Source organism: Dickeya zeae NCPPB 2538 (genome assembly GCF_000406165.1).
GTDB lineage: Bacteria > Pseudomonadota > Gammaproteobacteria > Enterobacterales > Enterobacteriaceae > Dickeya > Dickeya zeae.
The window spans coordinates 2336496-2362534 of record NZ_CM001977.1 but is presented as its reverse complement, the minus strand read 5'-3'; the positions used below and the strand labels follow the sequence as shown (position 1 = coordinate 2362534).

21 protein-coding genes are annotated in these 26039 nt (G+C 54.5%); 13 read left to right on the top strand and 8 right to left on the bottom strand.

Annotated elements, in window-relative coordinates; all coding sequences use genetic code 11:
• Positions 1–110: 110 nt before the first annotated feature.
• From cmoM to cueO, 7 genes are all read left to right on the top strand, one after another.
• A complete protein-coding gene (cmoM, locus tag DZE2538_RS10300) occupies positions 111–896 on the top strand; it encodes a tRNA uridine 5-oxyacetic acid(34) methyltransferase CmoM (protein ID WP_038916272.1) in 786 nt (261 codons plus the stop codon).
• Positions 893–2215, top strand: a complete 1323-nt coding sequence (gene mukF / locus DZE2538_RS10295) for a chromosome partition protein MukF (protein WP_016941193.1) — start codon at positions 893–895, stop codon at positions 2213–2215. The genes cmoM and mukF overlap by 4 nt, the downstream gene beginning before the upstream one ends.
• The gene (gene mukE / locus DZE2538_RS10290; protein ID WP_023639812.1) at positions 2196–2924 is read left to right on the top strand and encodes a chromosome partition protein MukE; all 729 of its coding nucleotides are present in this window, start codon (positions 2196–2198) and stop codon (positions 2922–2924) included. The genes mukF and mukE overlap by 20 nt, the downstream gene beginning before the upstream one ends.
• A complete protein-coding gene (mukB, locus tag DZE2538_RS10285; RefSeq protein ID WP_038916271.1) occupies positions 2921–7360 on the top strand; it encodes a chromosome partition protein MukB in 4440 nt (1479 codons plus the stop codon). The genes mukE and mukB overlap by 4 nt, the downstream gene beginning before the upstream one ends.
• 231 nt (positions 7361–7591) lie before the next feature.
• A complete protein-coding gene (locus tag DZE2538_RS10280) occupies positions 7592–9046 on the top strand; it encodes a flagellin (protein WP_038916270.1) in 1455 nt (484 codons plus the stop codon).
• A 166-nt stretch (positions 9047–9212) separates the two neighbouring features.
• Positions 9213–10526 (top strand): NAD(P)/FAD-dependent oxidoreductase, encoded by a 1314-nt coding sequence (locus tag DZE2538_RS10275; RefSeq protein ID WP_038916269.1) that lies wholly within the window; start codon positions 9213–9215, stop codon positions 10524–10526.
• A gap of 158 nt (positions 10527–10684) precedes the next feature.
• Positions 10685–12394, top strand: a complete 1710-nt coding sequence (gene cueO, locus DZE2538_RS10270) for a multicopper oxidase CueO (RefSeq protein WP_038916268.1) — start codon at positions 10685–10687, stop codon at positions 12392–12394.
• A gap of 35 nt (positions 12395–12429) precedes the next feature.
• On the opposite strand, the gene DZE2538_RS10265 is transcribed toward cueO, so the two are convergent.
• Complete coding sequence (locus tag DZE2538_RS10265) at positions 12430–12834, bottom strand: winged helix-turn-helix transcriptional regulator (RefSeq protein WP_236616958.1); 405 nt, start codon at positions 12832–12834, stop codon at positions 12430–12432.
• Positions 12835–12933: 99 nt separating this feature from the next.
• On the opposite strand from DZE2538_RS10265, the gene DZE2538_RS10260 reads away from it, so the two are divergent.
• A complete protein-coding gene (locus DZE2538_RS10260; protein WP_023639806.1) occupies positions 12934–14046 on the top strand; it encodes an NADH:flavin oxidoreductase in 1113 nt (370 codons plus the stop codon).
• 75 nt (positions 14047–14121) lie between these two features.
• On the opposite strand, the gene DZE2538_RS10255 is transcribed toward DZE2538_RS10260, so the two are convergent.
• The 3 genes from DZE2538_RS10255 to DZE2538_RS10245 form a co-directional block, all read right to left on the bottom strand.
• Positions 14122–14610: an NUDIX hydrolase gene (locus tag DZE2538_RS10255; protein ID WP_038914036.1), complete on the bottom strand. Its 489-nt coding sequence runs from the start codon at positions 14608–14610 to the stop codon at positions 14122–14124.
• A gap of 215 nt (positions 14611–14825) precedes the next feature.
• Positions 14826–15464, bottom strand: coding sequence for a ribonuclease T2 family protein (locus DZE2538_RS10250; protein WP_038914035.1), 639 nt, complete (start codon positions 15462–15464; stop codon positions 14826–14828).
• 466 nt (positions 15465–15930) lie between these two features.
• On the bottom strand, positions 15931–16536 hold the full coding sequence (locus tag DZE2538_RS10245) for an NUDIX domain-containing protein (protein WP_023639803.1): 606 nt from the start codon (positions 16534–16536) through the stop codon (positions 15931–15933).
• A gap of 179 nt (positions 16537–16715) precedes the next feature.
• Between DZE2538_RS10245 and DZE2538_RS10240 the strand changes: the two genes are divergently transcribed.
• Positions 16716–17471, top strand: coding sequence for a DeoR/GlpR family DNA-binding transcription regulator (locus tag DZE2538_RS10240; protein ID WP_038916266.1), 756 nt, complete (start codon positions 16716–16718; stop codon positions 17469–17471).
• 109 nt (positions 17472–17580) lie between these two features.
• Here the strand turns inward: DZE2538_RS10240 and DZE2538_RS10235 are convergent, their stop codons facing one another.
• Positions 17581–18519 carry a LysR family transcriptional regulator gene (locus tag DZE2538_RS10235; RefSeq protein ID WP_038917162.1) on the bottom strand — a complete coding sequence of 313 codons (939 nt, stop codon included), beginning with the start codon at positions 18517–18519 and terminating at the stop codon, positions 17581–17583.
• A 101-nt stretch (positions 18520–18620) separates the two neighbouring features.
• On the opposite strand from DZE2538_RS10235, the gene DZE2538_RS10230 reads away from it, so the two are divergent.
• Positions 18621–19547, top strand: a complete 927-nt coding sequence (locus DZE2538_RS10230) for a carbon-nitrogen hydrolase family protein (protein WP_038916265.1) — start codon at positions 18621–18623, stop codon at positions 19545–19547.
• 184 nt (positions 19548–19731) lie between these two features.
• On the opposite strand, the gene sseB is transcribed toward DZE2538_RS10230, so the two are convergent.
• On the bottom strand, positions 19732–20526 hold the full coding sequence (gene sseB / locus DZE2538_RS10225; protein WP_038916264.1) for an enhanced serine sensitivity protein SseB: 795 nt from the start codon (positions 20524–20526) through the stop codon (positions 19732–19734).
• A gap of 284 nt (positions 20527–20810) precedes the next feature.
• Positions 20811–21191, bottom strand: coding sequence for a hypothetical protein (locus tag DZE2538_RS10220; RefSeq protein ID WP_152486137.1), 381 nt, complete (start codon positions 21189–21191; stop codon positions 20811–20813).
• A 377-nt stretch (positions 21192–21568) separates the two neighbouring features.
• On the opposite strand from DZE2538_RS10220, the gene DZE2538_RS10215 reads away from it, so the two are divergent.
• Positions 21569–22168, top strand: a complete 600-nt coding sequence (locus DZE2538_RS10215; RefSeq protein ID WP_050568675.1) for a TetR/AcrR family transcriptional regulator — start codon at positions 21569–21571, stop codon at positions 22166–22168.
• Between the two features lie 70 nt (positions 22169–22238).
• A complete protein-coding gene (locus tag DZE2538_RS10210) occupies positions 22239–22940 on the top strand; it encodes an SDR family oxidoreductase (protein WP_038916262.1) in 702 nt (233 codons plus the stop codon).
• Between the two features lie 590 nt (positions 22941–23530).
• Here DZE2538_RS10210 and DZE2538_RS10205 read toward each other — a convergent pair.
• Positions 23531–24685: an NADH-dependent flavin oxidoreductase gene (locus DZE2538_RS10205; RefSeq protein ID WP_038916261.1), complete on the bottom strand. Its 1155-nt coding sequence runs from the start codon at positions 24683–24685 to the stop codon at positions 23531–23533.
• Between the two features lie 219 nt (positions 24686–24904).
• Here DZE2538_RS10205 and DZE2538_RS10200 point away from each other — a divergent pair, with 219 nt between their 5' ends.
• Positions 24905–25828: an AraC family transcriptional regulator gene (locus DZE2538_RS10200; protein WP_038916260.1), complete on the top strand. Its 924-nt coding sequence runs from the start codon at positions 24905–24907 to the stop codon at positions 25826–25828.
• Positions 25829–26039 lie beyond the last annotated feature (211 nt).

Below are 26039 nucleotides of genomic sequence, written 5' to 3'. Positions count from 1 at the left end.
AATTAGCGTGTTCAAACCATTTATTCCAGGCCAGCCTGTGACAGAATGTCAGGTTCAGAGAAAAACCAGTTGTTTAGGTAGTACAGTCACCCATCATGCAGAACCATGGAATGCAGGATCGTAATTTTAACGATATCGCTGACAAATTTGCCCGCAACATTTATGGCACCACCAAAGGGCGGTTACGTCAGGCGGTATTGTGGCAGGATCTGGAAACCCTGCTGACACGCCTGCCGTCACAACCGCTGCGTATTCTGGATGCGGGCGGTGGCGAAGGGCCAATGTCCCGCCGTTTGGCAGCGTTGGGCCATCAGGTGTTGTTGTGCGATCTCTCCGATGAGATGATTACGCGCGCCCATGAAGCGGCGTGTGAACAGGGCGTGGCGGATAACATGCGTTTCGTGCGCTGCGCTGCGCAGGATATCGGTGCGCATTTATCGCAACCGGTCGACCTGGTGTTGTTTCACGCCGTGTTGGAGTGGGTTGCAGAGCCGCAACACGCGTTGCGTGCGTTGACCGATTGTCTGGCACCGGGCGGTGCGCTATCGCTGATGTTTTACAATCATCAGGCGTTGGTGATGCGCAATATGGTGCTGGGTAATTTCGGTTATGTCGAAGCCGGTATGCCCAAGCGCAAACGGCGTTCGCTGTCACCGGATCACCCGTTGGACCCGCCGCAGGTCTATCAGTGGCTTGCTGACCTGGGGCTGCAACTGAGCGGTAAGACCGGCATCCGGGTGTTTCATGACTACCTGCAGAATAAGCAACAACAGATTGACGATTTTGACCTGCTGCTGGCGCTGGAGCAGCGCTATTGTCGGCAGGAGCCCTTTGTTAGCCTGGGGCGCTACATTCATGTTATGGCGCATAAGCCCCCTATGAAGGATGCATTATGAGTGATTTTTCCCAGACCGTACCCGAACTGGTTGCCTGGGCGAGAAAAAATGACTTCGCCATTACGCTGCCCACCGAGCGTCTGGCGTTTTTGCTGGCTATCGCCACCCTAAACGGTGAGCGTATGGACGGCGAAATGAGCGAAGGGGAACTGGTGGACGCATTTCGTCACGTCAGTAAAGGCTTTGAACAAACCCATGAAACCATTCCGGTGCGCGCCAACAATGCCATCAACGACCTGGTGCGTCAGCGTTTGATCAACCGATTCACCAGTGAACTGGCGGATGGCAACGCGATTTACCGGCTGACGCCGTTGGGTATCGGTATCACTGACTATTACATTCGTCAGCGTGAGTTCTCCGCATTGCGTTTGTCGATGCAGTTGTCGATCGTGGCGCAGGAACTGGGGCGTGCGGCCGAGGCCGCAGAAGAGGGTGGCGACGAGTTTCACTGGCACCGTAATGTGTTCGCGCCGCTCAAGTATTCGGTGGCGGAAATCTTCGATAGTATCGACCTGTCACAGCGCGTGATGGATGAGCAGCAGCAGGGGGTGAAAGAGAATATCGCCGGGCTGCTCAATCAGGACTGGCGTGCGGCGATTTCCAGTTGTGAAAAACTGTTGACCGAAACCTCCGATACCTTGCGTGAATTACAGGACACGCTGGAAGCGGCGGGTGACAAGTTACAAACCAGCCTGCTGCGTATTCAGGACGCGACGCTCGGCCATGCTGAGCTGGCGTTTGTCGACAATTTGGTTTTTGACCTGCAAGGTAAGCTCGACCGCATTATTAGCTGGGGCCAGCAAAGCATTGACCTGTGGATCGGTTACGACCGCCATGTTCACAAATTTATCCGTACCGCTATCGATATGGATAAGAATCGCGTCTTTGCCCAGCGGTTGCGTCAGTCGGTACAAAGTTATTTCGAAGCGCCGTGGGCGCTGACCTACGCCAACGCGGATCGCCTGCTGGACATGCGCGATGAAGAGCTGGCGTTGCGTTCCGAAGAGGTCACCGGTGAGTTGCCGCCGGATCTGGAGTATGAAGCCTTCAGTGAAATTCGTGAGCAGATCGCCGCTATGATCGAGCAGGCGCTGCAGAAATACAAACAGCAACAAATACCGCTTAATCTGGGTGACGTTGTGCGGGAATATCTGACGCAGTACCCGCGCTCGCAGCATTTTGATGTTGCCCGAATCGTGGTCGACCAGGCAGTTCGCCTGGGCGTGGCCGAAGCTGATTTCACCGGATTGCCTGCGCTGTGGCAGGCAATCAATGATTACGGAGCCAAGGTACAGGCCCATGTCATCGACAAATATTGATCAACACGTTTCCGCCCGGCTGATGACCGCGCTCTCTAACACTTTATTTCCGGCGCTGGACAGCCAACTGCGCGCCGGTCGCCACATTGGTGTGGAAGAGCTGGAAAATCACGTTTTCCTGATGGATTTTCAGGATGAGTTGGAGCAGTTCTACGGCCGTTATAACGTGGAGCTGATTCGCGCTCCCGAGGGCTTTTTCTACCTGCGACCGCGCTCCACCACGCTTATCTCGCGTTCGGTGTTGTCCGAGCTGGATATGATGGTGGGCAAAATTCTCTGTTATCTCTACCTCAGCCCCGAGCGGCTGGCGCATGAGGGCATTTTCAGCCAACAGGAACTGTATGAAGAATTGCTGAGCCTGGCGGATGAGAACAAATTGTTGAAGCTGGTAAACCAGCGTTCCACCGGCTCGGACCTTGACCGGCAGAAATTGCAGGAGAAGGTGCGCACCTCGCTTAACCGGTTACGTCGTCTTGGCATGATCTATTTTATGGGTGTCGACAGCAGCAAATTCCGTATCACCGAAGCGGTGTTCCGTTTTGGTGCCGATGTGCGTAGTGGCGATGACCCACGTGAAGCGCAGTTGCGGATGATCCGTGATGGCGAAGCCATGCCGATAGACGGCAGCCTGTCGCTGGACGATAGCGATGAGGGGACTGGCGATAACGCCTCCGGTGATGATCAACGTGCTGAGGATGAACAGGAATGATTGAACGCGGTAAATTTCGCTCACTGACGCTGGTTAACTGGAACGGCTTCTTTGCCCGCACGTTTGATTTGGACGAACTGGTGACCACCTTGTCCGGAGGCAACGGCGCCGGGAAATCCACCACCATGGCGGCGTTTATCACTGCGCTGATCCCCGATCTGACGCTGTTGCACTTCCGTAACACCACAGAAGCGGGTGCCACCAGCGGTTCCCGTGATAAAGGGCTGCACGGTAAGCTACGTGCCGGGGTGTGTTACTCGGTACTTGATGTCGTCAACTCCCGCCATCAGCGTGTGTTGGTCGGGGTGCGCTTGCAGCAGGTTGCCGGGCGCGATCGCAAGGTGGATATTAAACCGTTCACGATTCAAGGCCTGCCGACTGCCGTTTCCCCGACGCAGATCCTCACCCAGACGGTGGGCGAGCGGCAGGCACGCGTGCTGTCGTTGCAGGATGTCAAAGACCGGCTTGACGAGTACGAAGGCGTTCAGTTCAAGCAGTTCAATTCCATCACCGATTACCATTCGTTGATGTTTGATCTGGGCGTAGTGCCCAGACGCCTGCGTTCGGCATCGGACCGTAGTAAGTTTTATCGCCTGATCGAAGCCTCGCTGTACGGCGGGATTTCCAGTGCCATTACCCGTTCGCTGCGCGATTATTTGCTGCCGGAAAACAGCGGCGTGCGTAAAGCCTTCCAGGATATGGAAGCCGCGTTGCGCGAAAACCGCATGACGCTGGAAGCCATCCGCGTTACCCAGTCGGACCGTGATCTGTTTAAGCACCTGATCTCTGAAGCGACCTCGTACGTGGCGGCGGACTACATGCGCCATGCCAATGAGCGACGCGTGCATCTGGATGGCGCGCTGGCGCTGCGTCGCGAGTTGTTCGCCAGCCGTAAACAGTTGATCACCGAGCAAACCCGCCATGTGGAAATGGCGCGTGAGCTGCAAGAACAGAGCGGCGCTGAAAGCGATCTCGAAACCGATTATCAGGCCGCCAGCGATCACCTCAATCTGGTGCAGACCGCGATGCGCCAACAGGAGAAAATCGAGCGTTACAACGCCGACCTGGAAGAGCTGAGTTACCGGCTGGAAGAACAAAACGAGGTGGTGGAAGAAGCGCGTGATCAACTCGAAGAGAATGAAGCCCGCGCTGACGCCGCCGAGCAGGAAGTAGACGAGCTGAAGAGCCAACTGGCCGATTACCAGCAGGCGCTGGATGTGCAGCAAACGCGTGCGATTCAGTACCAGCAGGCACAACAAGCGCTGGAGCGCGCTCGTAGCTTGTGTCAGATACCTGAACTGACGGCAGATAACGCCGATGAGTGGCTCGACAGCTTCCAGGCCAAAGAGCAGGAAGCGACAGAATTGCTGCTGATGCTGGAGCAAAAGCTGAGTGTGGCAGATGCCGCCAACAGCCAGTTCGAGCAGGCTTATCAGTTGGTGTGCCGCATTGCCGGTGCTGTCAGTCGCAGCGAAGCCTGGGACGTTGCCCGTGACCTGTTGCGCGACAGCTCTTCCCAGCGCTATCTGGCTGAACAGGTGCAACCGCTGCGCATGCGGGTGTCGGAACTGGAACAGCGCCAGCGCGAACAACAAGACGCCGAGCGTTTGTTGCAGGAATTCATCAAGCGTAGCGGTCAGGATTATCAGCCGGAAGACCTCGACGACCTGCAACAGGAACTGGAAGCGCGTATCGAAGATTTGTCCGTCCGAGTGTCGGAGGCCGGCGAGCATCGTCTGGCGCTGCGTCAGGAACTGGAACAGATCCAGCAGCGGATCGCGCAACTGACCACGCGCGCACCGGTATGGCTGGCGGCGCAGGAAGCGCTGACCCAGTTAGGTGAGCAGAGCGGCGAACATTTTGCCGATAGCCAGCAAGTCACCGAATTCATGCAGCAATTGCTGGAGCGCGAACGTGAAACCACGGTGGAGCGCGACAGTGTAGCGGCTCGTAAGCAGCACATTGATGCGCAGATTGAACGCCTGAGTCAGCCGGGCGGCTCTGAAGACCCGCGGCTTAACGCACTGGCGGAGCGGTTTGGCGGTGTGCTGCTGTCCGAAATCTATGACGACGTGACGCTGGATGACGCGCCGTACTTCTCCGCGTTATATGGCCCGTCGCGTCACGCCATCGTGGTGACGGATCTGTCGCTGGTGCGCGAGCAACTGGCCGGTCTGGACGATTGCCCGGAAGATCTCTATCTGATCGAAGGGGATCCACAGTCGTTTGACGATAGCGTGTTTGAAGTCGAAGAGCTGGAAAAAGCGGTGGTGGTGAAAATCGCCGATCGTCAGTGGCGTTATTCTCGCTTCCCCGAGGTGCCACTGTTTGGTCGTGCGGCCCGTGAACAGCGCCTGGAGAGTCTGCGTGAAGAGCGCGAGCAACTGGCGGAACAGTACGCCACGCTGTCGTTTGACGTCCAGAAAATCCAGCGTTTGCATCAGGCGTTCAGTCGCTTTATCGGCAGCCACTTAGCGGTGGTGTTTGACGCGGACCCGGAAGCTGAAATCCGCCAGATTAGTAGCCGCCGTAGCGAGCTGGATCGCGCTATCAGCAATTTCGATAACGAAAATCAGCAGCAGCGTCAGCAGTACGAGCAAGCGAAAGAGCAGGTCGGTATGCTAAACCGCCTGATCCCGCGTATCAGCCTGCTGTGTGATGATGCGTTGGCCGATCGGGTGGAGGAACTGCGCGAAGAACTGGATGAAGCCGAAGACGCCGCGCGTTTTATGCAGCAGCATGGTGCTTCACTGGTGAAACTGGAGCCGCTGGCGGCGGTGTTGCAAAACGACCCGCAGCAACATGAGCAAATGCGTGAAGATTATGCGCAGGCGCAGGCGGCGCAACGTACTGCCAAACAGCAGGCATTCGCCCTGACCGAAGTGGTGCAGCGCCGTGCACACTTCAGCTATACCGACTCGGCGGGCATGCTCAATGCCAACGCCGACCTCAACGACAAACTGCGTCAGCGGCTGGAACAGGCGGAGCAGGAGCGTACCCGCGCCCGCGAGCAACTGCGCCAGCATCAGGCGCAACTGACCCAATACAGCCAGTTGCAGGCGTCGCTGAAGAGTTCTTATGACGCTAAACGCGACATGCTCAAGGAGTTGACGCAAGAGCTGTCGGATATCGGTGTTCGTGCTGACGCCGATGCAGAAGCACGTGCCCGGACACGTCGTGATGAACTGCATGCGGCGCTGAGCGCCAACCGTTCTCGCCGTAACCAGTTGGAAAAACAGATAACCTTCTGTGAAGCGGAAATGGATAGCTTGCAGAAGAAACTGCGTAAGCTGGAGCGGGATTACCACGTCATGCGCGAGCAGGTGGTGACGGCTAAAGCAGGCTGGTGCGCAGTGATGCGGCTGGTGAAAGACAATGGTGTAGAGCGCCGTTTGCACCGCCGTGAACTGGCATATATGAGCGGCGACGAACTGCGCTCGATGTCGGATAAGGCGCTGGGGGCACTGCGTCAGGCGGTGGCGGATAACGAACACCTGCGTGACGTGCTGCGCATGTCGGAAGATCCGAAACGGCCAGAGCGCAAAGTCCAGTTCTACATTGCGGTATATCAGCATCTGCGCGAGCGTATTCGTCAGGATATCATCCGTACCGATGACCCGGTGGAAGCCATCGAACAGATGGAGATAGAACTGAACCGGCTGACGGAAGAACTCACTGCCCGTGAGAAAACGCTGGCGATCAGTTCACGCAGTGTGGCGAACATCATCCGCAAAACCATCCAGCGTGAGCAAAACCGTATCCGCATGCTCAACCAGGGATTACAGGCGGTGGCGTTCGGTCAGGTTAAAAGCGTGCGTCTGAATGTTAACGTGCGCGAGACTCACACTACGCTGCTTAATGTGTTGTCTGAGCAGCAGGAACTGCATCAGGACCTGTTCAACAGCACCCGCCTGACCTTCTCTGAAGCATTGGCGAAGCTGTACCAGCGCCTGAACCCAGAAATCGACATGGGCCAGCGCACACCACAGACTATCGGCGAAGAACTGCTGGATTACCGCAACTATCTGGAGATGGAAGTGGAGGTCAACCGTGGTGCTGATGGCTGGTTGCGTGCCGAGAGTGGAGCTTTGTCTACGGGGGAGGCGATCGGTACCGGGATGTCGATTCTGGTGATGGTGGTGCAGAGCTGGGAAGAAGAGTCTCGCCGTTTACGCGGCAAAGACATTTCGCCGTGCCGTCTACTGTTCCTCGACGAAGCGGCGCGTCTGGATGCGAAATCCATCGCTACCTTGTTCGAACTGTGCGAGCGGTTGGAAATGCAGCTGATTATCGCCGCGCCGGAAAACATCAGCCCGGAAAAAGGCACCACCTACAAACTGGTGCGAAAAGTATTCCAGAACCACGAACATGTTCATGTGGTGGGACTACGCGGGTTTGGTGCCGAAACAGCGGAAACGACGCAACAGGCATCATAACGCTTTGTTACTCTGTGAAAAATGCCCGCGCCTGCGGGCATTTTTTTACCTTGATTCCGTTGATGGATGAGTCTGTGTCTGGCGTTGTGCTGTCTATAGTCAGCTAAATGAAAGGCTGTTTTATATTTCAATTGATTATTAATTTTTATATGTGTAAATTGCTTAACCGGTGAATCAAAAATAATACTACACACGTCATTTCCTATAATAATATTCTGGGTTAGTTGATTTATGATAAGTTTAACTGATTCTGGACGAGTCCGTTCTAATTATGAAAAAGCAGTATCGAATGTAAAAAAAGATATTGAAAATTTATCATCTGGTTTACGTGTTAATAGTGCACAGGATGATGCAGCAGGGATAGCAATCACTAATCGGGTAACCTCGAATATCAATTCGGCTAATATGATTATGAAAGGAATCAATGACGCAATCAGTCTGGTTCAAACAGCTGAAAGCGGCGTTGATAGCATCATGAAAAAATTGCAGCGTGCTCGTGAACTGGCGTTGCAGGCCGCCAATGATACGCTCAATGATAATGACCGGCAGGCCATACAAATCGAATATACTGCACTTATGGAGGATATCGATCATACGGCAATGTCGACAACAATTTTTGATAAATACCCACTAGCCCCGACCACACAAAAACAATTACCACAGCAGTTAGGTTCAACATTACCATTATCTTCACGTTTCCCTGTCAGTGGTAATAGCTATTCATTTAATTCCGGAATCATCTCGGTTGCTTATATCCCCACAGGGGCAAAGAACCTGACAATCTTTATTGATTCACTGGGGGCTGACGATGATATAGAGATATTCAGCCGCGATGGGAAACACCTTGTCGGTACACCACTCGAAGGCAGCGACCCGGATATTGTATGGAAGAATAATGGCGTGACTGATCAGGCATCCGCCAATGCGAAAGTTCTGACTACAGCCAATGGGTTTCTTGCTGGAGCCAGCTATGATGCCAGTTCGTTGCTTGAAGGCGGCGCGACTTACAATATCAATGGTAGTGCAGTTGGAACCTATAATGGTATGACCCTGACATACAGTGGTGATGGTGACCGTTATGAAGACGCCAGCAGCGGTGGTTTCAACGACGGAAGCAACGGTGCCAACCGCTTTGAGCAGGTAAATATCGATAACGTTACAGAAGATCTTATTCTGATGGTGATTGGAAGTGGTGCGTTCACCGGTCAGGTGAAATGGGATGCACTCCCCACACCGTCTGTCTCGCCATTACCACCCTTGCCACCGATAAGTGAGCCAGTTTCGGTGTTGTTACAGGCCTCTGCTGGCATGGCAAGCGATAGTCTGGTTATTGAACCTACGCCCTCGGATACGGATTCACTCGGATTAACGGGAACGGTTGTCACCACTCGCGCTAATGCATTAAACGCTATTGGCTTGCTTGATAAAGCAATGCAGACACTGAATGGTTATCTTGGTCAGTATGGTAGTCTGGAAAATCGATTTGAATCGTTAGTCGATTTAAATAACAGTATGGTTTCGACAGGGAAAATAACCTGGTCACGTTATCGTGATCTTGATATGTCGTCTGGGTTGTCTGAATTTACAAAAAATAACCTGATCCAGCAGCAGGCAGTAAATATGATGACAATCAGTGCCCAGGACAGGGAGACAATTTTGAAGCTATTATTATCAATATCCAAATAAATATAAAAATTGCAACATGAATCCTGACGCACATACCTATATTTATGTGCGATGTTGATAGGTGATAGTGTTATTCCATGCATAACGCTTTACTGAATAAGTTATTTGTCAATATGCATCGGTGACCGGTAACATGGAGGATTGTCGCCTATATACAGGAGAGAACGTGAACATCAACGCATTACCGCTGGATGCCAATACCAATGGCTGGTCGGCGATGTTACCGCCACGAGGAGCAAAACCGGTACTGCGCCAGTCTATCCACGCTGATTGGTTGGTGATTGGGGCTGGATATGCCGGGCTGGCGTTTGCCCGCCGGATAGCGGAAAACCGCCCACATGAGCAGGTAGTGGTGCTGGATGCGCTTGATATTGATGGCAGCGCCTCCGCGCGCAATTCCGGGTTTGCCATTGACCTGCCGCACAACATCGGCAGTTCCACCGCAGAGCTGGAAAAAGCCGCCAGTTATCGGCGTCTGTTGCAGGCAGGGCTGGCGCAACTGGAGGCGCAAATCAGCCGCTATGGTATTGCATGTGACTGGAACCGCAGCGGTAAGTATCACTGTATTGTCCGCCCTGAGTTAGGGACGTTACTGGACCAGTATGCTCACGAATTACAGTCTCTATCAGAGCCCTATCAGTTATTACAAGGCGAGAATCTGGCCCGCCAATTAGGCACGCCTTATTACCACGCGGCTATCTATACGCCGAATTGTGTCTTGCTCAACCCGGCGGCGCTGGTACGGGGCTTGGCGGATAACCTGCCTGATAATGTCACGCTGTATGAGCGCTCGCCGGTACTGGAGATCCAACCTGGCACGACGGTGCGGGTGCGAACACCTTACGGTGAGGTGCAGGCCCGGCAGGTGATGGTGGCGACGAACGGTTGCGCCCGGCAATTGCCGATGTTTTCCCACCAGGTGGCAGGATTATCGACATTCGCTACCTTAACCGAGCCGCTGACGACGGAGCAGCGACAGCGCATCGGGAATATTGGTGAATGGGGGATGACGCCAGCAAATGCCATCGCCGGGGCAACGTTGCGTTACACCCGTGACCACCGTTTTTTGATTCGCCAGCATGTCACCTATGTGCCAGGTTACACTGTCACGGCAAGGTACACGGCAGATATCGCGCGGCGGCATCAGGCGATCTTTTTATCCCGTTTCCCGCAACTGGCGGATGTGGCTATCGCGCATACCTGGTCTGGGATGATCGGTGTGACCCGCAACGGTGCGCCGACCTGGGGGCGATATGGCGATAATCTGTATGCTGCCTTGGGGTGCAATGGTGCCGGTATCTCGAAGCAAACCATTGCTGGCAGCACGCTGGCGGATCTGGCAAGCGGTGTCGATAATCCGTTGATTACCGAGATGCAGTCGCTGGGTAAACCGAATTGGATTCCATCGCGTCCACTGCTGGATATTGGCATCCGTGGCAGCATCCTGAAAGAGCGCTGGCTGGGACGAAAGGAATATTAAAGCGCGTCAGGTCGGTTTGATATGGTTTCCTCCTGATTGCGCTATGGATAGTGCCATTGCTATGAGATAAAAAGCTTGACCTTCCTGTTACTGGAAGGTGCAGTCTGCCAGTTATTGTCATCACTTTTTTGAATGATAACTGACTGGAGGAGAGCGGTATGCGTCGCCGTGAGTTTATCAAATTGAGCGCTATGCTGGGGGCATCCAGCCTGTTGCCCTGGTGGAGCCGTTCTGTCTGGGCTGATGAGCGCCCAAGCCTGCCAGTGCCACCTCTGCTGGCACCGGATGCGGCAGGCAACATTGCACTGACACTGCAAACGGGCAGTATGCGTTGGCTGGCGGGGAGGGAAACCGCTACTTGGGGCATCAATGGCGGATTTTTAGGGCCAGCACTGCAACTGGAGCAAGGCAAGACGGTGACGATGAATGTCACCAATACCTTGCCTGAAACCACTACTCTGCACTGGCATGGCATGGAAATTCCTGGGGATGCCGATGGGGGCCCACAGGCAGAGATCGCACCGGGTGGAACATGGACGGCGACATTCCGGGTTGAACAGCCGGCTGCGACAGCGTGGTTTCATCCACACACCCATGGCGTGACTGGGCGACAAGTGGCGATGGGGCTGGGCGGGCTTATCCTGATTCAGGATGCCGCCAGCCGTGCATTGCCGTTACCTGCGCAATGGGGTGTGGATGATATTCCATTGATTCTGCAAGATAAGCGGTTGGACGCCAAAGGGCAGATTGACTATCAACTGGATGTGATGTCGGCAGCGGTTGGCTGGTTCGGCGACCTGATGCTGACTAATGGCGCGCGCTATCCGCAGCACACTGCGCCACGCGGCTGGTTACGCTTGCGTATTCTTAACGGATGTAACGCACGTTCGCTAACACTGGCGAGCAGTGATGGCCGTCCGTTGTATGTGATTGCCAGTGATGGTGGGTTGTTGGCCGAGCCAGTGCAGGTGAGTAACCTGACGGTGTTGATGGGCGAGCGGTTTGAAGTCCTGGTCGACGCGCGTGACGGCAAAGCGTTCGATATGGTGGCGTTGCCAGTGACACAAATGGGGATGCGTCTGCCGCCGTTTGACCAACCCTTACCGGTGCTGCGTATCCAGCCTTCCGCTCAACCGGGGACAGGCAAGTTGCCAGAAACGCTGGTGCCATTACCGGCACTGCCGTCAACGGCGGGCCTGAAAACGCGCCAGTTACAGCTGTCGATGGACCCGCGGCTTGACATGCTGGGCATGCAGGCACTCATGGTGCGTTATGGTATGCAGGCGATGTCAGGGATGGACATGAACGCGCACGGCTCAATGCCGGGGATGTCGCATGATGCTGGCATGTCTATGCCATCGGGCATGGGGCAACAAGGCATGAGTATGAATCACGGCAGTATGAATCATGGCGCGATGAGTAACGGCAGCATGGATCATGGCAACATGAAGCATAACGGTATGAACTCCGGCGATATGAATCACGGGGCAATGGACCCACAAGCCGGGCTCGCACCGCTGGATCTGTTGTCGGCTAATCGTATCAATGGTGTCGCGTTTCAGATGGGGCAGCCGATGTTTGATGTGAAACGCGGCGAGCATGAAATCTGGAGTATTTCCGGGCAGGGCGACATGATGCTGCATCCTTTCCATATTCACGGCACCCGTTTTCGCATTCTGTCCGAAAATGGCAAACCGCCTGCTGCGCACCGGCGTGGCTGGAAGGACATTGTGCATGTGGAAGGCGCACGCAGCGAGGTGCTGGTGCAGTTTAATCACCCGGCGGCGAAAGAGCGGGCGTTCATGGCGCACTGCCATCTGCTGGAGCATGAGGACACCGGTATGATGATGTCGTTTACGGTGTCCTGATACTGAGGAAAAGCGAGGTTCGCTGCACAACCGCCTCAGGCCTGCGCGTCGGACATCGCTTTTTCCTGCTCACTGAGCCGCTGATCAAATCGCTCGCGCGCCTGCGCTACCTGCGGCAGATACTCGACCGTCCAGCGATACAGCGCCTGAAACGGTTCTTTCAACGTGTGGCCCAGGGGCGTGATATGGTATTCCACCGCAATCGGCGAAAACGCCAGCACCCGTCGTTCCACAATACCGTTGCGTTCCAGTTTGCGCAGACACTGTGTCAGGGCTTTTTGCGTAATCCCTTCCAGACTGCGTTTGAGATCGTTAAAGCGCAGTGGCTTCTCACATAATGCACCTAACACCAGTACCGACCATTTGTCGGCGATTTGTTCCAGCAAAAAGCGGCTAGGGCAGTTAGCGTGGGAGTAAGGGGTGGCGCAAGATTTCAGCATGGTGGTTTCCTTAAGGCTACCTGGTAGCATGAACGTGCCTGATTGACACCAAGTTTACATTGTATACCATCACAGGTTCATGCCCAAGGAGATGATTACATGGCCAATATTGATGTGCTGTTCCGTCCTTTTACGTTGAAAACACTGAAATTAAAAAATCGTATCGTGATGGCGCCGATGACTCGGAGCTTTGCACCTGAAGGTATTCCGGGTGATGATATTGCCGCTTATTACCGTCGTCGGGCAGAAGGTGAGGTCGGCCTGATTCTGTCGGAAGGTACGGTAGTGGATCGGCCCGGTTCACGTAATCATCCTGGTATTCCATTTTTCCACGGCGAACGTGCGCTGAATGGATGGCAGAAGGTGATTAACGAGGTTCATGCCGCAGGCGGTAAAATGGGGCCGCAAATATGGCACGTCGGTTCAGCACCGTATCCCGGTATGGACTGGGAGTCGGATGATATCGAAAGTCCGTCGGGCTTGTTCTCGCCAGAGGTCGAGCGTGGGCACGCCATGACGGAAGAAGACATTGCCGATACCATTTCCGCCTTCGCCCGCGCGGCTGCTGACGCGAAGCGCCTCGGGTTTGATACGCTGGAATTGCATGGTGCGCACGGATACCTGATCGATCAGTTCTTTTGGGGGGAAACCAACCTGCGTACTGATGCGTTTGGTGGCGCAACGGTTAAACAGCGTGCGCATTTTGCCGCCGAAGTGGTGAAAAGCGTCCGTGAAGCGGTAGGGCCGGATTTCCCGCTGATCTTGCGTGTTAGCCAATGGAAGCAGCAGGACTACAGTGCGCGTTTGGCTCCGACGCCGCTGGCACTGGAGGATTGGCTGGCTCCGCTGGTGTCTGCTGGCGTGGATATTCTGCATTGTTCACAGCGCCGTTTCTGGGAACCGGAATTCCCGGATGTCGACGGTGAAAACGGCCTGAACTTTGCTGGCTGGGCGAAGAAAGTCACGGGAGCGGCAACCATTAGCGTGGGGTCTGTCGGGCTGTCTGATGATTTCTTCGGTGCGTTTGCCGGGCAAGGGTCTGGTCCGGCGGGTCTGGATACGTTGCTGGAACGTATGGAACGCGATGAGTTTGATTTGATCGCGGTAGGCCGTGCACTGCTGACCGACTCTCATTGGGCGGCGAAAGTGCATCGTCATGAGTTGGATAGCCTTAAAGGGTTCGAACCGGCCTCGCTTGGCCAGTTGGCCTAAATGCCCTCAGACCCCGATCTGTCGGGGTCTGACAGTTGAGTTTACGGGCATAGCCTCATCGTTATCACCGTGCCGTCATAACATGCGGATGGCGGCATTCACCACAAAACGACTCTCTTCACTGATGGGACAATCCTCCGGGATATCGGACGGCTGACGCACGATTTGCCAGGCATCGTGTTCCGTTTCGTTCAGGCAAACCTCTTCTTGCATCACGTCAACCAGAAAGTTCCACTGACGAACTTTTTCGTTACTCGGCACCATATAATCGAAAAAACCCAGATAATGACGGATATAACGCAAACGCAGGCCGGTTTCTTCCTGCAATTCTCTCATCAGCGTGGCGAGCAGGTTGTGATCGCCAGGTTCGCGGCCACCGCCGGGAATCTCCCAGTATCCGGGTAACATGGGGTCATTAGCACTGCGACGCACCAGGAGTATACCGCCCCGGAATACCACCGCGGCTGCCATGGTTTGACGGGTAATCCCTTCTTGCTGTGCCTGAAATTCGAACTGGCACAACATCCTGGTGTAGGTGCTGTCCTGCGGGGAAAACAAAAACATGCTCTCATACCTGCACTGGGGTGAATGAATATGTCCGACCGGACATGCTAGAGATCTAGCGTGACAGTGATATTTCACAAACAGAATAAATACAATGGAAATCTTTACAAAAGTAATTATTGTTATTCATTATTTCTACATTACTTGACATAGCCCGCACATACGGCGGGCTAAAGATGTCATGAAACTGGCGCACATCAGCGCCAGCGTGGGGATTAGCGCACGTTAGGCACGCGGATGTTGCCATCACGACACTGGGTTTTTACCGATTTACCACAGGACTGGAAATTCAGATTCTTGTCCATGCACACCCGAATTTCAGACAATTCCGGGCCACTGCAAACAGCGGCGATCCCATCTTGTGGGATTGACGGGTTGCTCTGGCGGAATGCAGCCAGAATCTGCTCAGCGGTCATTTGCAGCGGCTTGGTCGGTGCATTGAAGCTGGCCGGGATCTTCACACTGGTTACGGCTTTATCCGCCGCCTGCAAATAGCCATTAGCACCCAATCCGCTACAGGTACCGTGTTTTTCCCACTCATGCGTCAGCAGCGCATCGGTTGGGAACAGGGTATTACCGTATTTACGCTCCTGCGCGGTAAGCGCTTTAATCGGTGGGCAGTCTTGCGGCCAGCCACCGTTGGCATATTGCGGCCACAGGCCGTGCAGTACAAAACCATACCCCTTGGTACATTGCTCATTACTGGCGTGTGTCAGACAAAACGTGGGGGACCAGGATAACGTCAACAGATAGAAATCAAACACACCGGCCTGGCCTTTTGCAGGCACAGCAGGGCTCACCGTCAGGCCGACGGCGAATACCAGACCGGCCAGCAACGAATATATTTTCTTCATAACCTTCTCCTGTCTAATTTCTTAGTTTTTCACGGATACGTGTTTGCCCTATCCCATAGGGTGGGCAAAAATAACAAGTAAAAACTTTGCGATGGATCTTATTTTTTAGATCACAAATGCTGGGTAGAAAATAACCACAACCTGTGCGTGATGCCAGTATAGCAGCTGTATTTGGTATGCGTAAAAAATCGCGAAATGTCAAATTATGGTGTAATAAATATTAATTTTGTTTAAATATCAGCTAGTTAAATTATTTTGAGAAAGGAGAAAAATAGGCCGTTATTTTATGGGAAATAATAGTGATCATGAATTACTCGTCTGGTTATTTTGTAAAAAAATCGAATGGAAAATAACCGGTGCATACCCTAAATAATTATTAGGTGAGAAAGGTGTCTCTTTTGACGATGATGTTTACCCCCGTTATCATGCGGCGAGCCTTTGCACCCGCCGAAAACCGGGTTAGTGATTAATCAGGCAGCCCCTCAAACGGTAGCGCACGATGCAACACGACATGCTGTACCAGCATGATGGTTTTGGCATCCATAATGGTACCCTCGGCAATCGCGGCCAATGCCTGCGGTAGCGTCATCTCCAGGGTTTCCACATCTTCACCTTCATCTTCAATGCCACCTCCCGTGCCGATACGCGAACTATCATCATATTCCCCCAGAAAGAAATAGAGTTTCTCCGTTACCGAACCGGGGCTCATGTAGGCTTCCATCACCTTACGAACATTGAATACCCGATAACCGGTTTCTTCTTCCGCTTCGGCACGGATCCGCACTTCGGGGTCGGCGTGGTCAAGCAAACCTGCCGCGGCTTCAATCAGCATCCCGTCGTGCCCGTTCACGAAGACCGGAAAGCGGAACTGACGCGTCAGTAACAATGTTTGCTTGTGGCGATGATACAGCAGGATAACCGCGCCATTGCCGCGATCATAGGTTTCACGGCTTTGCCGCTGCCAGGTGCCGTCCCGACGTAAAAAATCAAAGGTGTTTTTCTTCAGCACATACCAATCGTCGGACAGTACTACGCTGTCGACAATACGAACGCGATCGCGTGTGGTGAGCATAATCACTCTCCTGAACAAGGAATGAGCATTCATCCTAGCGTGAGATTTCGTGCATACTCAAGTCATTTCGTGTGAATTCGTGCATTACTGGTTGCCTGAAATACTGATAAAAAGAATAAACGTGCAAATTCAGGCATAATCAAGTAATAAAGGTAGGCACAACATACTGGGGGAACATCATGCTGACGACACAACGCAAACAGCGAATTCTGGAACAACTGGCGGCTGAAGGGCAGGTGCTGGCAAAGCAATTGAGCGATGCCTTTGGTGTGTCGGAAGATACCATTCGGCGTGACTTACGTGAGCTGGCCAGTGAAGGGCGATTACAGCGAGTACATGGCGGAGCCTTGCCTGCGTCAGAAACGGTAGTCAGTTTTGATGCCCGCAGCCGGATAGCGATAGGTGCTAAACATCAACTGGCGCAGGCCGCTGCATCGCTGATTCTGCCGGGGCAGGTCGTCATGATTGATGGCGGCACGACCAGTGGCGAACTGGTGACGTGTCTGCCACTTTCGCTGACGGCGACCGTGGTAACGCATAGCCCGAGTGTGGCGGTGGCGTTGGTAAACCACCCCGGTATTGATGTGGTGCTGATTGGTGGTCGCCTTTACAAGCATTCACTGGTCGCGGTAGGTGCGGCGGCGGTGGAAGCACTGGCGACGATCCACGCCGATATCTTTTTTATGGGCGTCACCGGGGTGCATCCGCAAGCGGGTTTCAGCACCGGCGATCTGGAAGAGGCATATATCAAACGGGCGCTGGCAGCACGTGCGGCGGAAACCGTCGTCATGGCGACACAGGATAAACTGAATGTCGCCTCCCGCTATGCAATCGGCGAGCTCACCATGGCCAGCACGCTGATTGTGGAATCTGCAGTGCCTGATGAGGTAGCTACGCCTTTTACTCGGGGGGGGTTAAGCCTTATTCGCGCATAAATGCGCTAACAACGCTGATGGACGACAGCGTTATCGACGTGGGCACTCGTGCATAAACGTGCATCTGAGGGTGTACCGTCTCCGTTATTACCGTTATTACCGTCATTACTCAGAACTCAGATAAGGTGCCGACAGGCGCGAACCAGTGAAACTCGCTCGCCAATTGACTGAGCGTTTCACGTACCAGACGGACCGCACCGTCGCGGATGATTGTCGGCCGGAATCCGAGTTCGATGGCGTAATCCGGCATAGACAACGGGCACTGCAGACAACGCAGATGCGGCGTACGGGCAGCAATGGCCTGAGCGGCGTGGGCGGGCAGCGTCGCCAGCAGAGTATCATCCTGCAGTAGCCAAGGGATCGCGGCAAAATGGGTGGTGGAGGCAGCAATGCGTCGGCTGAATCCCAGCTCTGCTAGTTGTTCGTCTACCAGCCCGATATGTCCGCCGTGCGAGATCAACAGGTGTGGTGTGTGAATAAATCGCTCCAGCGACAGCGTCGTCACGTCCCGGCTTACCAGGCAGGCATAACCGCCGCTGGCGACCTGCATTTTCGACAGTGAACGGTAGCTGAAACCGCCCGCCGTCAGCGCCAGATCCAGTTCATGGCGCAGCAGCAGGTCGGCCGCGATCTGGCTGTGGGCTTGCCGAAACACCAGCCGCAAGCCAGGTGCCCGCTGGTGCAGTCGGGCAATCAGCATCTGCCCCAACGCCAGTTCAAAATCATCCGACAATCCCAACGTGACGGTGCGGCCGACATACGCCTGTGGGTTCGGTTGGAGCAACATCAATGTTTCACGGCATTTGTTGAGCGCATCGCTGACCAATGGCTGCAGTTCGTGTGCACGCGGCGTCGGCATCAAGCCCCGGCCGGTACGTACGAATAGCGGATCGCCGTACCACTGCCGGAGCCGTTTTAACGTCGCACTGACGGCGGATTGGGTAATGCCGAGGCGTAAACCGGCGCGGCTGGCGCTACCTTCCTCATACAACGCCTCAAACGTCTTGAGCAGATTCAAATCCAGACTGCTGATATTTATTTCATTCATATCAATCAACAACGAAATGGGCTTCATTCAACTCAGCGGGACTGGCAGCATACCACCATCCTGTGGCTCTCGGGCCCGATTAACTCACCGGAGAAAAGACGATGGCGGCATCCGTAGTGGCTGCATTACAGATAGGGAGTTCACCCGCCGGCAAAGCGGCGACGCTGGAGGCGATTCTGGCATGGGAAACGGAAATTGTTCGTAGCGGCGCGGTGTTGGTGGTCATGCCGGAAGCGTTGCTGGGTGGCTATCCCAAAGGGGAGATGTTCGGCACTTATCTGGGTTATCGCCTGCCGCAAGGACGTGAGACGTTCGCACAGTATTATCACCATGCTGTTGATCTGGATGGCGAAGAGTGTACCGCGCTGGCGGCGTTGTCAGCCCGTACCGGTGCCACGCTGGTAGTGGGCGCGATAGAGCGCGACGATAATACCTTATACTGCACCGCGCTATTTTTCACGCCGGAAGCCGGGCTGGCGGGCAAGCATCGTAAGCTGATGCCTACCGGCACCGAGCGGCTGATCTGGGGGCAGGGCGACGGCTCCACGCTGACGGTCATCGAGTCACCGGCAGGTAAAGTCGGCGCGGCGATCTGCTGGGAAAACCATATGCCGTTGCTGCGTATGGCGATGTACGGCAAAGGGGTACAGATTTGGTGCGCACCAACGGTGGACGAACGCGATATCTGGCAAGCCTCAATGCGGCATATCGCTCATGAAGGGCGCTGTTTTGTGATTACCGCCTGTCAGGTGCAGCCTTCGCCTGCTGTGCTGGGCATCGACATTCCCGGCTGGGACCCGCAACGACCACTGATCAACGGCGGTAGCTTGATAGTCGATCCGCTGGGCAACGTACTGGCCGGGCCGCTGACTGGTGAGACGGGGTTACTGACGGCGGAAATAGACACCGACTTGCTGGCTGGCGCCCGTTACGATCTGGATGTGGTCGGTCACTACGCCCGACCGGACGTATTTTCGCTGACGGTGGATGAAAGGAAGCGGAAAACGGTGCGGTATTGGGGGGATTAGGCTGCAAATGGTGTTATTGAGTCTGGCGGTGGAAATGATGTACACCATTATGCAGAGCGGCGGGTCATTCCGCTCACCGGGATATGACCGGAACATTAATCCGGCATACCGGCAAACGGCAATACGCGATGTAACGCGACGCACTGCACCAGCATAATAGCGCGCTTAAGCCGGGAGGTGCGTATCAGGATTTGCTGCGGCCCCACCACGCTTTGAGCCGAGTGCGCCAGGTTCTTTGGTAAAAAGGTGTGGTTTGACTGATGAAGTATTGGCTGAGCCCGTCGTCACGCTTATTCACTCGGTATACGTCAACGGGTTCACCGTCGGGTGCGGTATCGCCGGCCACATTTCCCGCCTCTTTCATGACTTTTTCCCCATCACCGTCGGCGTCAATGCCGATGATTAAGTGCGGTTTTTCATCCAACGATGGATTGTGCATCAGCGCCAGATAGGCTTTGTTGACGTTACCGTGCTTAGCCAGCAGTAGGGTCAAGGACGCCACCATGTTATCTGGATAATGGGCGGGCTGGCCGAGCAATACGCGGGTATCTTTTTCTACAACTCGTTGTTCAGGCTCCCGACTTAATCCGCCGGCAAGCAACTGCTCCACTTCGTGAGGCAGAAACTCTTTGCCGTAATCCGATTTGGGGTTGAGAAATAATGTTGCCCCCCGCGTGATTTCAAACAGGGTGCGTGCAGGCAAAGCCAGATAGGATTCCTCGCTCTGAATCGAACGCTGTAAGGCGTCTAGCGATGAGAAAAAAGGAACAACGGGAGCGCCGCCCGGCTTTTCCCAATGCTGTATCTGAATTTTGTCGCCGGCCTTCAGGTTCACTTCGCCGTTCTGTGCGGCCTCGTCGGTGGAACCTAGCAGAAAAACCTGGGATTCCATCAGTTCTTGGTAAAATTCGGGGCGGTGCGCTGGCTCGTCCGCCGCCCGCCGTAATATTTTTTCTAAATTATTTTCTTCTGAAAGCACCGCGATGGTTCCTTTTCCCTGATAAACAAGACTGGCTGTTCACATCCTTCGGGCTACGAAGCCGCATGTCTAGGTTACCTTTAGTTTAAGTATGAGAAACACTAATCAATAATCGCTGTAATGAATATGTATAAAGTAGCCTCTCATACTTCAACCCCGTTTATACCGTCTATCCACCACCATTATGATTTTATCATCGGTATATGGCCGTACCGATACAAGGCGACAACCGTTGGGGTCAGATTTATCAAAACGGCGGGAGAGATTGCTTGATGGTGGTGACGTCATGGGGTATCCGGGTCGGTGAAGTAGCGGCGCGTTTTGGCGCTCAGCAACGCCCATAGATTGATGGCGATTTCAAGAGCACTGCGCACGGCCGCAGCCGTTAGCTTCTCGGCCGGCAGCAAACCGCCATCAGCTTGATTCAGCAGGTAGGCGTTTTGAAGCAGAACGCTGCCATAAAACAGGATTGCGGCGAATAGCATCAACCAGCGACCACGTGGTTTCCCTCGCAGCACCAGCACAGAAGCCAGGATCAAAAATACAGCGCTGGAGACGGCGAAAACGGCCGTACTCGGGGCGAGTTTGATGGCACCCGCAGTTTGTACGGAGACGGTCAGGAAAACCAGCGCGAACAGGCTGATAAGACCGACTGCGATGTTCATGATCGCAGCGGCCCAGAGGCGTTTGGGGCGTTTATGCTGTGGGGGAGTCACTGTCGTTCCTTGGATGATCGAGTGGAGTAAACTGACGTGTAATCGCCCGGCCTGGGCGCACGGTAGGCGGCGTCTACGACGGCGGATTGTTCCTTCTGCCGGTGACCACGCTATCGTGTCGATACTGTATATGCCGTTTTAGCGGAAAGACAATAACTATACCCGTCATACTTCAAGTTGCAGGTGCGTTGGCTGCGTTCGTTCACCCGAATCACTTACTTGAGTAAGCTCATCGGGATTCACTCTCTTGCCGCCTTCCTGCAACTCGAATTATTTGGGGTATATATGGGATTTCGTATTTGACACGTTTTTATGATGATCGTAATATGATGATCATCATGTTAAATAAATTCACACGCAAACAAATCACCCACGAGCGCATCGTCGACGTCGCATCGCGCGCGATACGGCGCGCCGGCACTAACGGCGTCGGCGTTGCCGATATGATGAAGGAAGCCGGCCTCACGCATGGCGGTTTCTATGCGCATTTCGAGTCACGGGATGCGCTTGTGGTTGAGGCTATACAGCGCGCCTGGATCGACAGTTCAACCGCAATCAAGGCGGCGACTGCACGTCGCATGGCATGTGGGGAAGGCCATTTTGCGGCGCTGGTGCATTCCTACTTGCACGAAAGTCATCTGGAGCAAATCGAGTGTGGTTGCGTCGTCGCCGCGTTGGCGTCTGAAATGCCCCGTATGAGCGATGCCGTGCTCAACGAAGCGCGCCGTAATGTAAATGCGTTGGTAGAGCTGGTGCGCTCAACACTGCCACAGAGTGCCGATCCGGCCCGAGCAGAAGACGCTGCAGCCATGATGGTCGGTGCATTACAACTGGCGCGAGTATTCGGCGGCCAGCGTGGTCGTGATCTGCTAGCGCGAACCAGCGAGCAGCTTATTACGCAGTTTGAACCTTTTTACCCTAATTGAGCCTGCCAGGATATCAGCGGCGGTCTCTTTTCACCTAAAAATATGATGACCATCATACTGGAGGTATTGTATGAAAATTGCTGACGCTACTGTTCTCGTCACGGGCGCCAACCGAGGCATCGGGCTTGCCTTCACAAAGGCTTTCCTGGCTCGCGGCGCTCGTAAGGTTTATGCGGGCGCGCGCGATCCCTCGAGCATCACCTTACCGGGTGTTGAACCACTGAAACTCGACGTGACCTCGGTCAGCGATGTTGAGTCTGCCGCGCGTTTGGCCGACGACGTGAATATCGTCGTCAATAACGCGGGCATTGCGGCCATCGGCGGTTTTCTTGCCGATGATGCCGAAGCCCTCCTTCGGCGCCACTTCGAAACAAATGTTTTCGGGGTGTTGCGCGTAAGCCGCGCGTTTGCGCCGACGCTGGCACGCAATGGTGGCGGCGCACTGCTCAATGTGGCATCTATCGGTAGTTGGCTGAGCTTTCCCATGTTAGCGACCTATGCGACGTCCAAAGCCGCCGTCTGGAGCCTGAGCAACGGCTTGCGTAACGAATTGCGGGAGCAAGGAACGCAGGTGATGTCTTTGCACATGGGGTTCGTCGATACCGATCTCACGAAGGGTCTTGATGCCCAGAAATCGACGCCCGAGGCGATCGTGGAATACGCGCTCAATGCACTGGAAGCGGGTGCCGAAGAAGCGCTCGCTGACGAGCTCACCCAGCAGGTGCATAGCGGCTTGTCGGCCGAGTTGCCGATCTATCTGATGCCGCGCTAAGCGCTCTTCAAAAGAACCGGAAACACGGCTTATGGCGACGAGGAGCGAGCTTGAACTTACGCGTCAGGTCAGTACGCCAGCATCCCCTCCGGCACGCTTTCTCCGTGGTCGGCATTGTCGTGTTTCTGGTCTCCATGAATGGAGCCGTCTTGTTTGCGGCCTCCGAAACGGATTTCCCGGCAGTACCGCAACGGGCTTCTCGTGAGTATGCCGTAGCAGAATGGCGCGCAAGTGCGTTTGACTGGCTCGCTGCTAAAAAACCAGGAGCGCCAGCAGAATGACCGAGAGTGGTGACATACCGGCAATGGGGCAGCCACATGAACGGCGGACGTAAGATGTCCTTGTCGGCGAAATAAAGAAGGTGCAATAAAGAAATAGGGGATGCCCTCTCAACAAGTATTGTAATGATTTCAATTGAGTGAAGGCTGGATGGTGGTCTCAGATGCGCAGGAAGCCAAGGTCACTTTCAGTGCAGATACCGCAAAATCAATAGCCAACAGCCCGACCCGCTAAGGCGGTCGGGCACTAAAAAAAGGGATCGCAGGTAGTGGGATGTGGGCCGACTGAGTGCCCTTTTCATCAACGAATCATCAAGCGGTAGGCGGTGTTGTCCCAACGACTGGGAACCACCCCTTCGCCACCTGGATGGCGCCCCACAATTTGTCGGGGATCGCCAGTAACGGCACGCGCTCGGCATCAAGGGCAGTGGCAATTTCTGCTTCCCGGCCTTCACCCGCGAGTTCGACCCATGTTGGATTCATCACCAGACCTTGTCCAACCGCGACCAGTGACAGTCCTGTGTTCAACGCTTTCTCGGCGTCGCTGGGCGTTCGGATAAGGCCGGCCGCCATTAATGGAATGCGGTCAGCTACGTGTTCAACGAGCAGCTCAGCGGTCGTACGCTCACCGCTATAGTCAGCAGGTCTGGCATTCGGAATGTCAAAGAGTGACGCATGGAGATAATCGATGCCAGCTTCAATCAGCCGGTCAATAAGCACGTAACTATCATTAATACGCAGGGCACCCTCATCAGCCTCTTCTGGTGATATGCGGTAGCCAAGCAAGAACGGTCGCTTGGCGTGTTCGGCGATGACCCGTTGTGCTTCACGCACCACGGCTAAGGGGAAACGTATACGGTTTTCGAGTGAGCCACCCCATTCATCATTACGCTGGTTAAACATGGGCGAGAAGAAATTCTGGATGAGAAAGCCATGAGCACCATGCAGTTCGATACCATCAAAGCCTGCTTCAATGGCGCGGCGAGTCGCTTCGCCGAATGCCATGATGATTTCTTCAATTTCTTTTTCACTCAGTGCATGACTGGTTACTTCGGCGTTATTGAACGGGCTGGGCGGCACCTGTAATGCACTGGCACTGACAACGCGGCCATTCGGCACAAGGTGTGGCAAGGCTTTGTTGCCAGCGTGGAAAATCTGCAAGATGGCGGGCGCGCCCCCGCTTTTAGCCGCTTGCGCGAGGCGACGGAGGCTGGGAATGAAACGATCATCATAACTGGCGAACTCGTCAGTGAAGCCTATGCCGTCAGGTGTCACGTGCGTACAGCCCGTCACTACCATGCCAACGCCGTTGACGCGAGCACGATAGTAGGCCACCTCTTGGTCAGATATGGTGCCATCAGGGTTTGCCGACCATGTTGTCATCGGCGCCATCACGACGTGGTTGCGCAGGGTCAGGCCGTTCTTGAAAGCGAAAGGCTGAAGCAGCCTCGATTGGGTTGAGGTCATAGCACTGAATCTCCATGAATAAAAAAGTAAGTCAGGGTCGGTTGTGAACCGGTGTGAGGCAGTATGGGCCCGATGGCTCTGAGAATGTTTGCCAGAAACGTTGCATTTATTGCCTGATTTGATGATTTGATATCAATAACCAAGTCGGTCGGCGACCAACAATGCTAAGCTTCAACAATACAATTGAAATATAACCATCAGATTTTATGGAGATGTGGAATGGGTTCTCAATCAGAACTGGACATTGGTGAGCTTGTCAGTCTGGTTGGTGAAATTGCACAAATCGACGGAGATTATGATACCCCGATTCCAGCTTTGAAGCTTCGTCGTTGCAGTTTCACCACCGATCCGAAGCCTTGCATCTATGGCTTGGGCCTGGTCTTGATCGTGCAAGGTGGTAAGCGGATCTCTCAGGGTGACGAGATCTTAGACTATGGGGCCGGGCAATCCCTTATAACAACCGTGGATATGCCTGTCGTTGCGTATGTCACTCGTGCCAGCGCCGCAGAGCCTTTCCTCGGGATGTGGCTGGAACTTGATGCTCGCCTCATCGGCCAGTTGGCGGCGGAAATGGAGTTTTCGACGCCGCTGCAGGCTTCGACGACACGGGGAATATCCCTTGAAGTACTGGATCCAGGCTTGCAGGATGCACTGACCCGGCTGCTCCGATTGCTGGCCGAACCGTCGTTGATTCCTCTCCTCGCTCCCCTGATCCAGCAGGAGATCGTCGTGCGCCTGCTTAATGGGAGACATGGCGCCAGTTTGCGCCGCCTTGTGGCGGTCGGCTCTCCGAGCCAGCAAATTGCCAAGGTGATTACATGGCTTAAACAGCATTACACGGAAAATATATTGATGGATGATCTTGCAGCAAAGGCCCATATGAGCGCGTCAACTTTTCGGCAGCATTTTCGCGCCGTCGTCGGCGTGAGCCCCTTGCAATACCTGAAGAACCTGCGCCTACTCGATGCCCGTCAACTGATGCTCAATGAAAATCTGGATGCGGGCAGCGCAGCGACGCGAGTCGGATACGAGAGCGCATCCCAGTTCAGCCGGGAATACAGCCGATTATTCGGAGATCCGCCGAATCGAGATATCAAACGGATGCGAGAATCCACTCGGACAAGAAACCAATATGACCACTAAAGAGTGGCCAGCCGCCCCGTCACTGGTAAAAACAAAAACCCCAGACTTTCGTCTGGAGAAAGGCGGGTGAGGTGAACCGGCCCGGTCGGGATTGACTCGCGCGAAGCGCTCGCCCTGCGGGCCGCCTGCGGCGGTCCAAAACGGCAAGCCGTTTGTCGAACCCTGTCGAGGCTTCTCATCCATCCCCTCACCGCCAGATTAAAAACAAAAA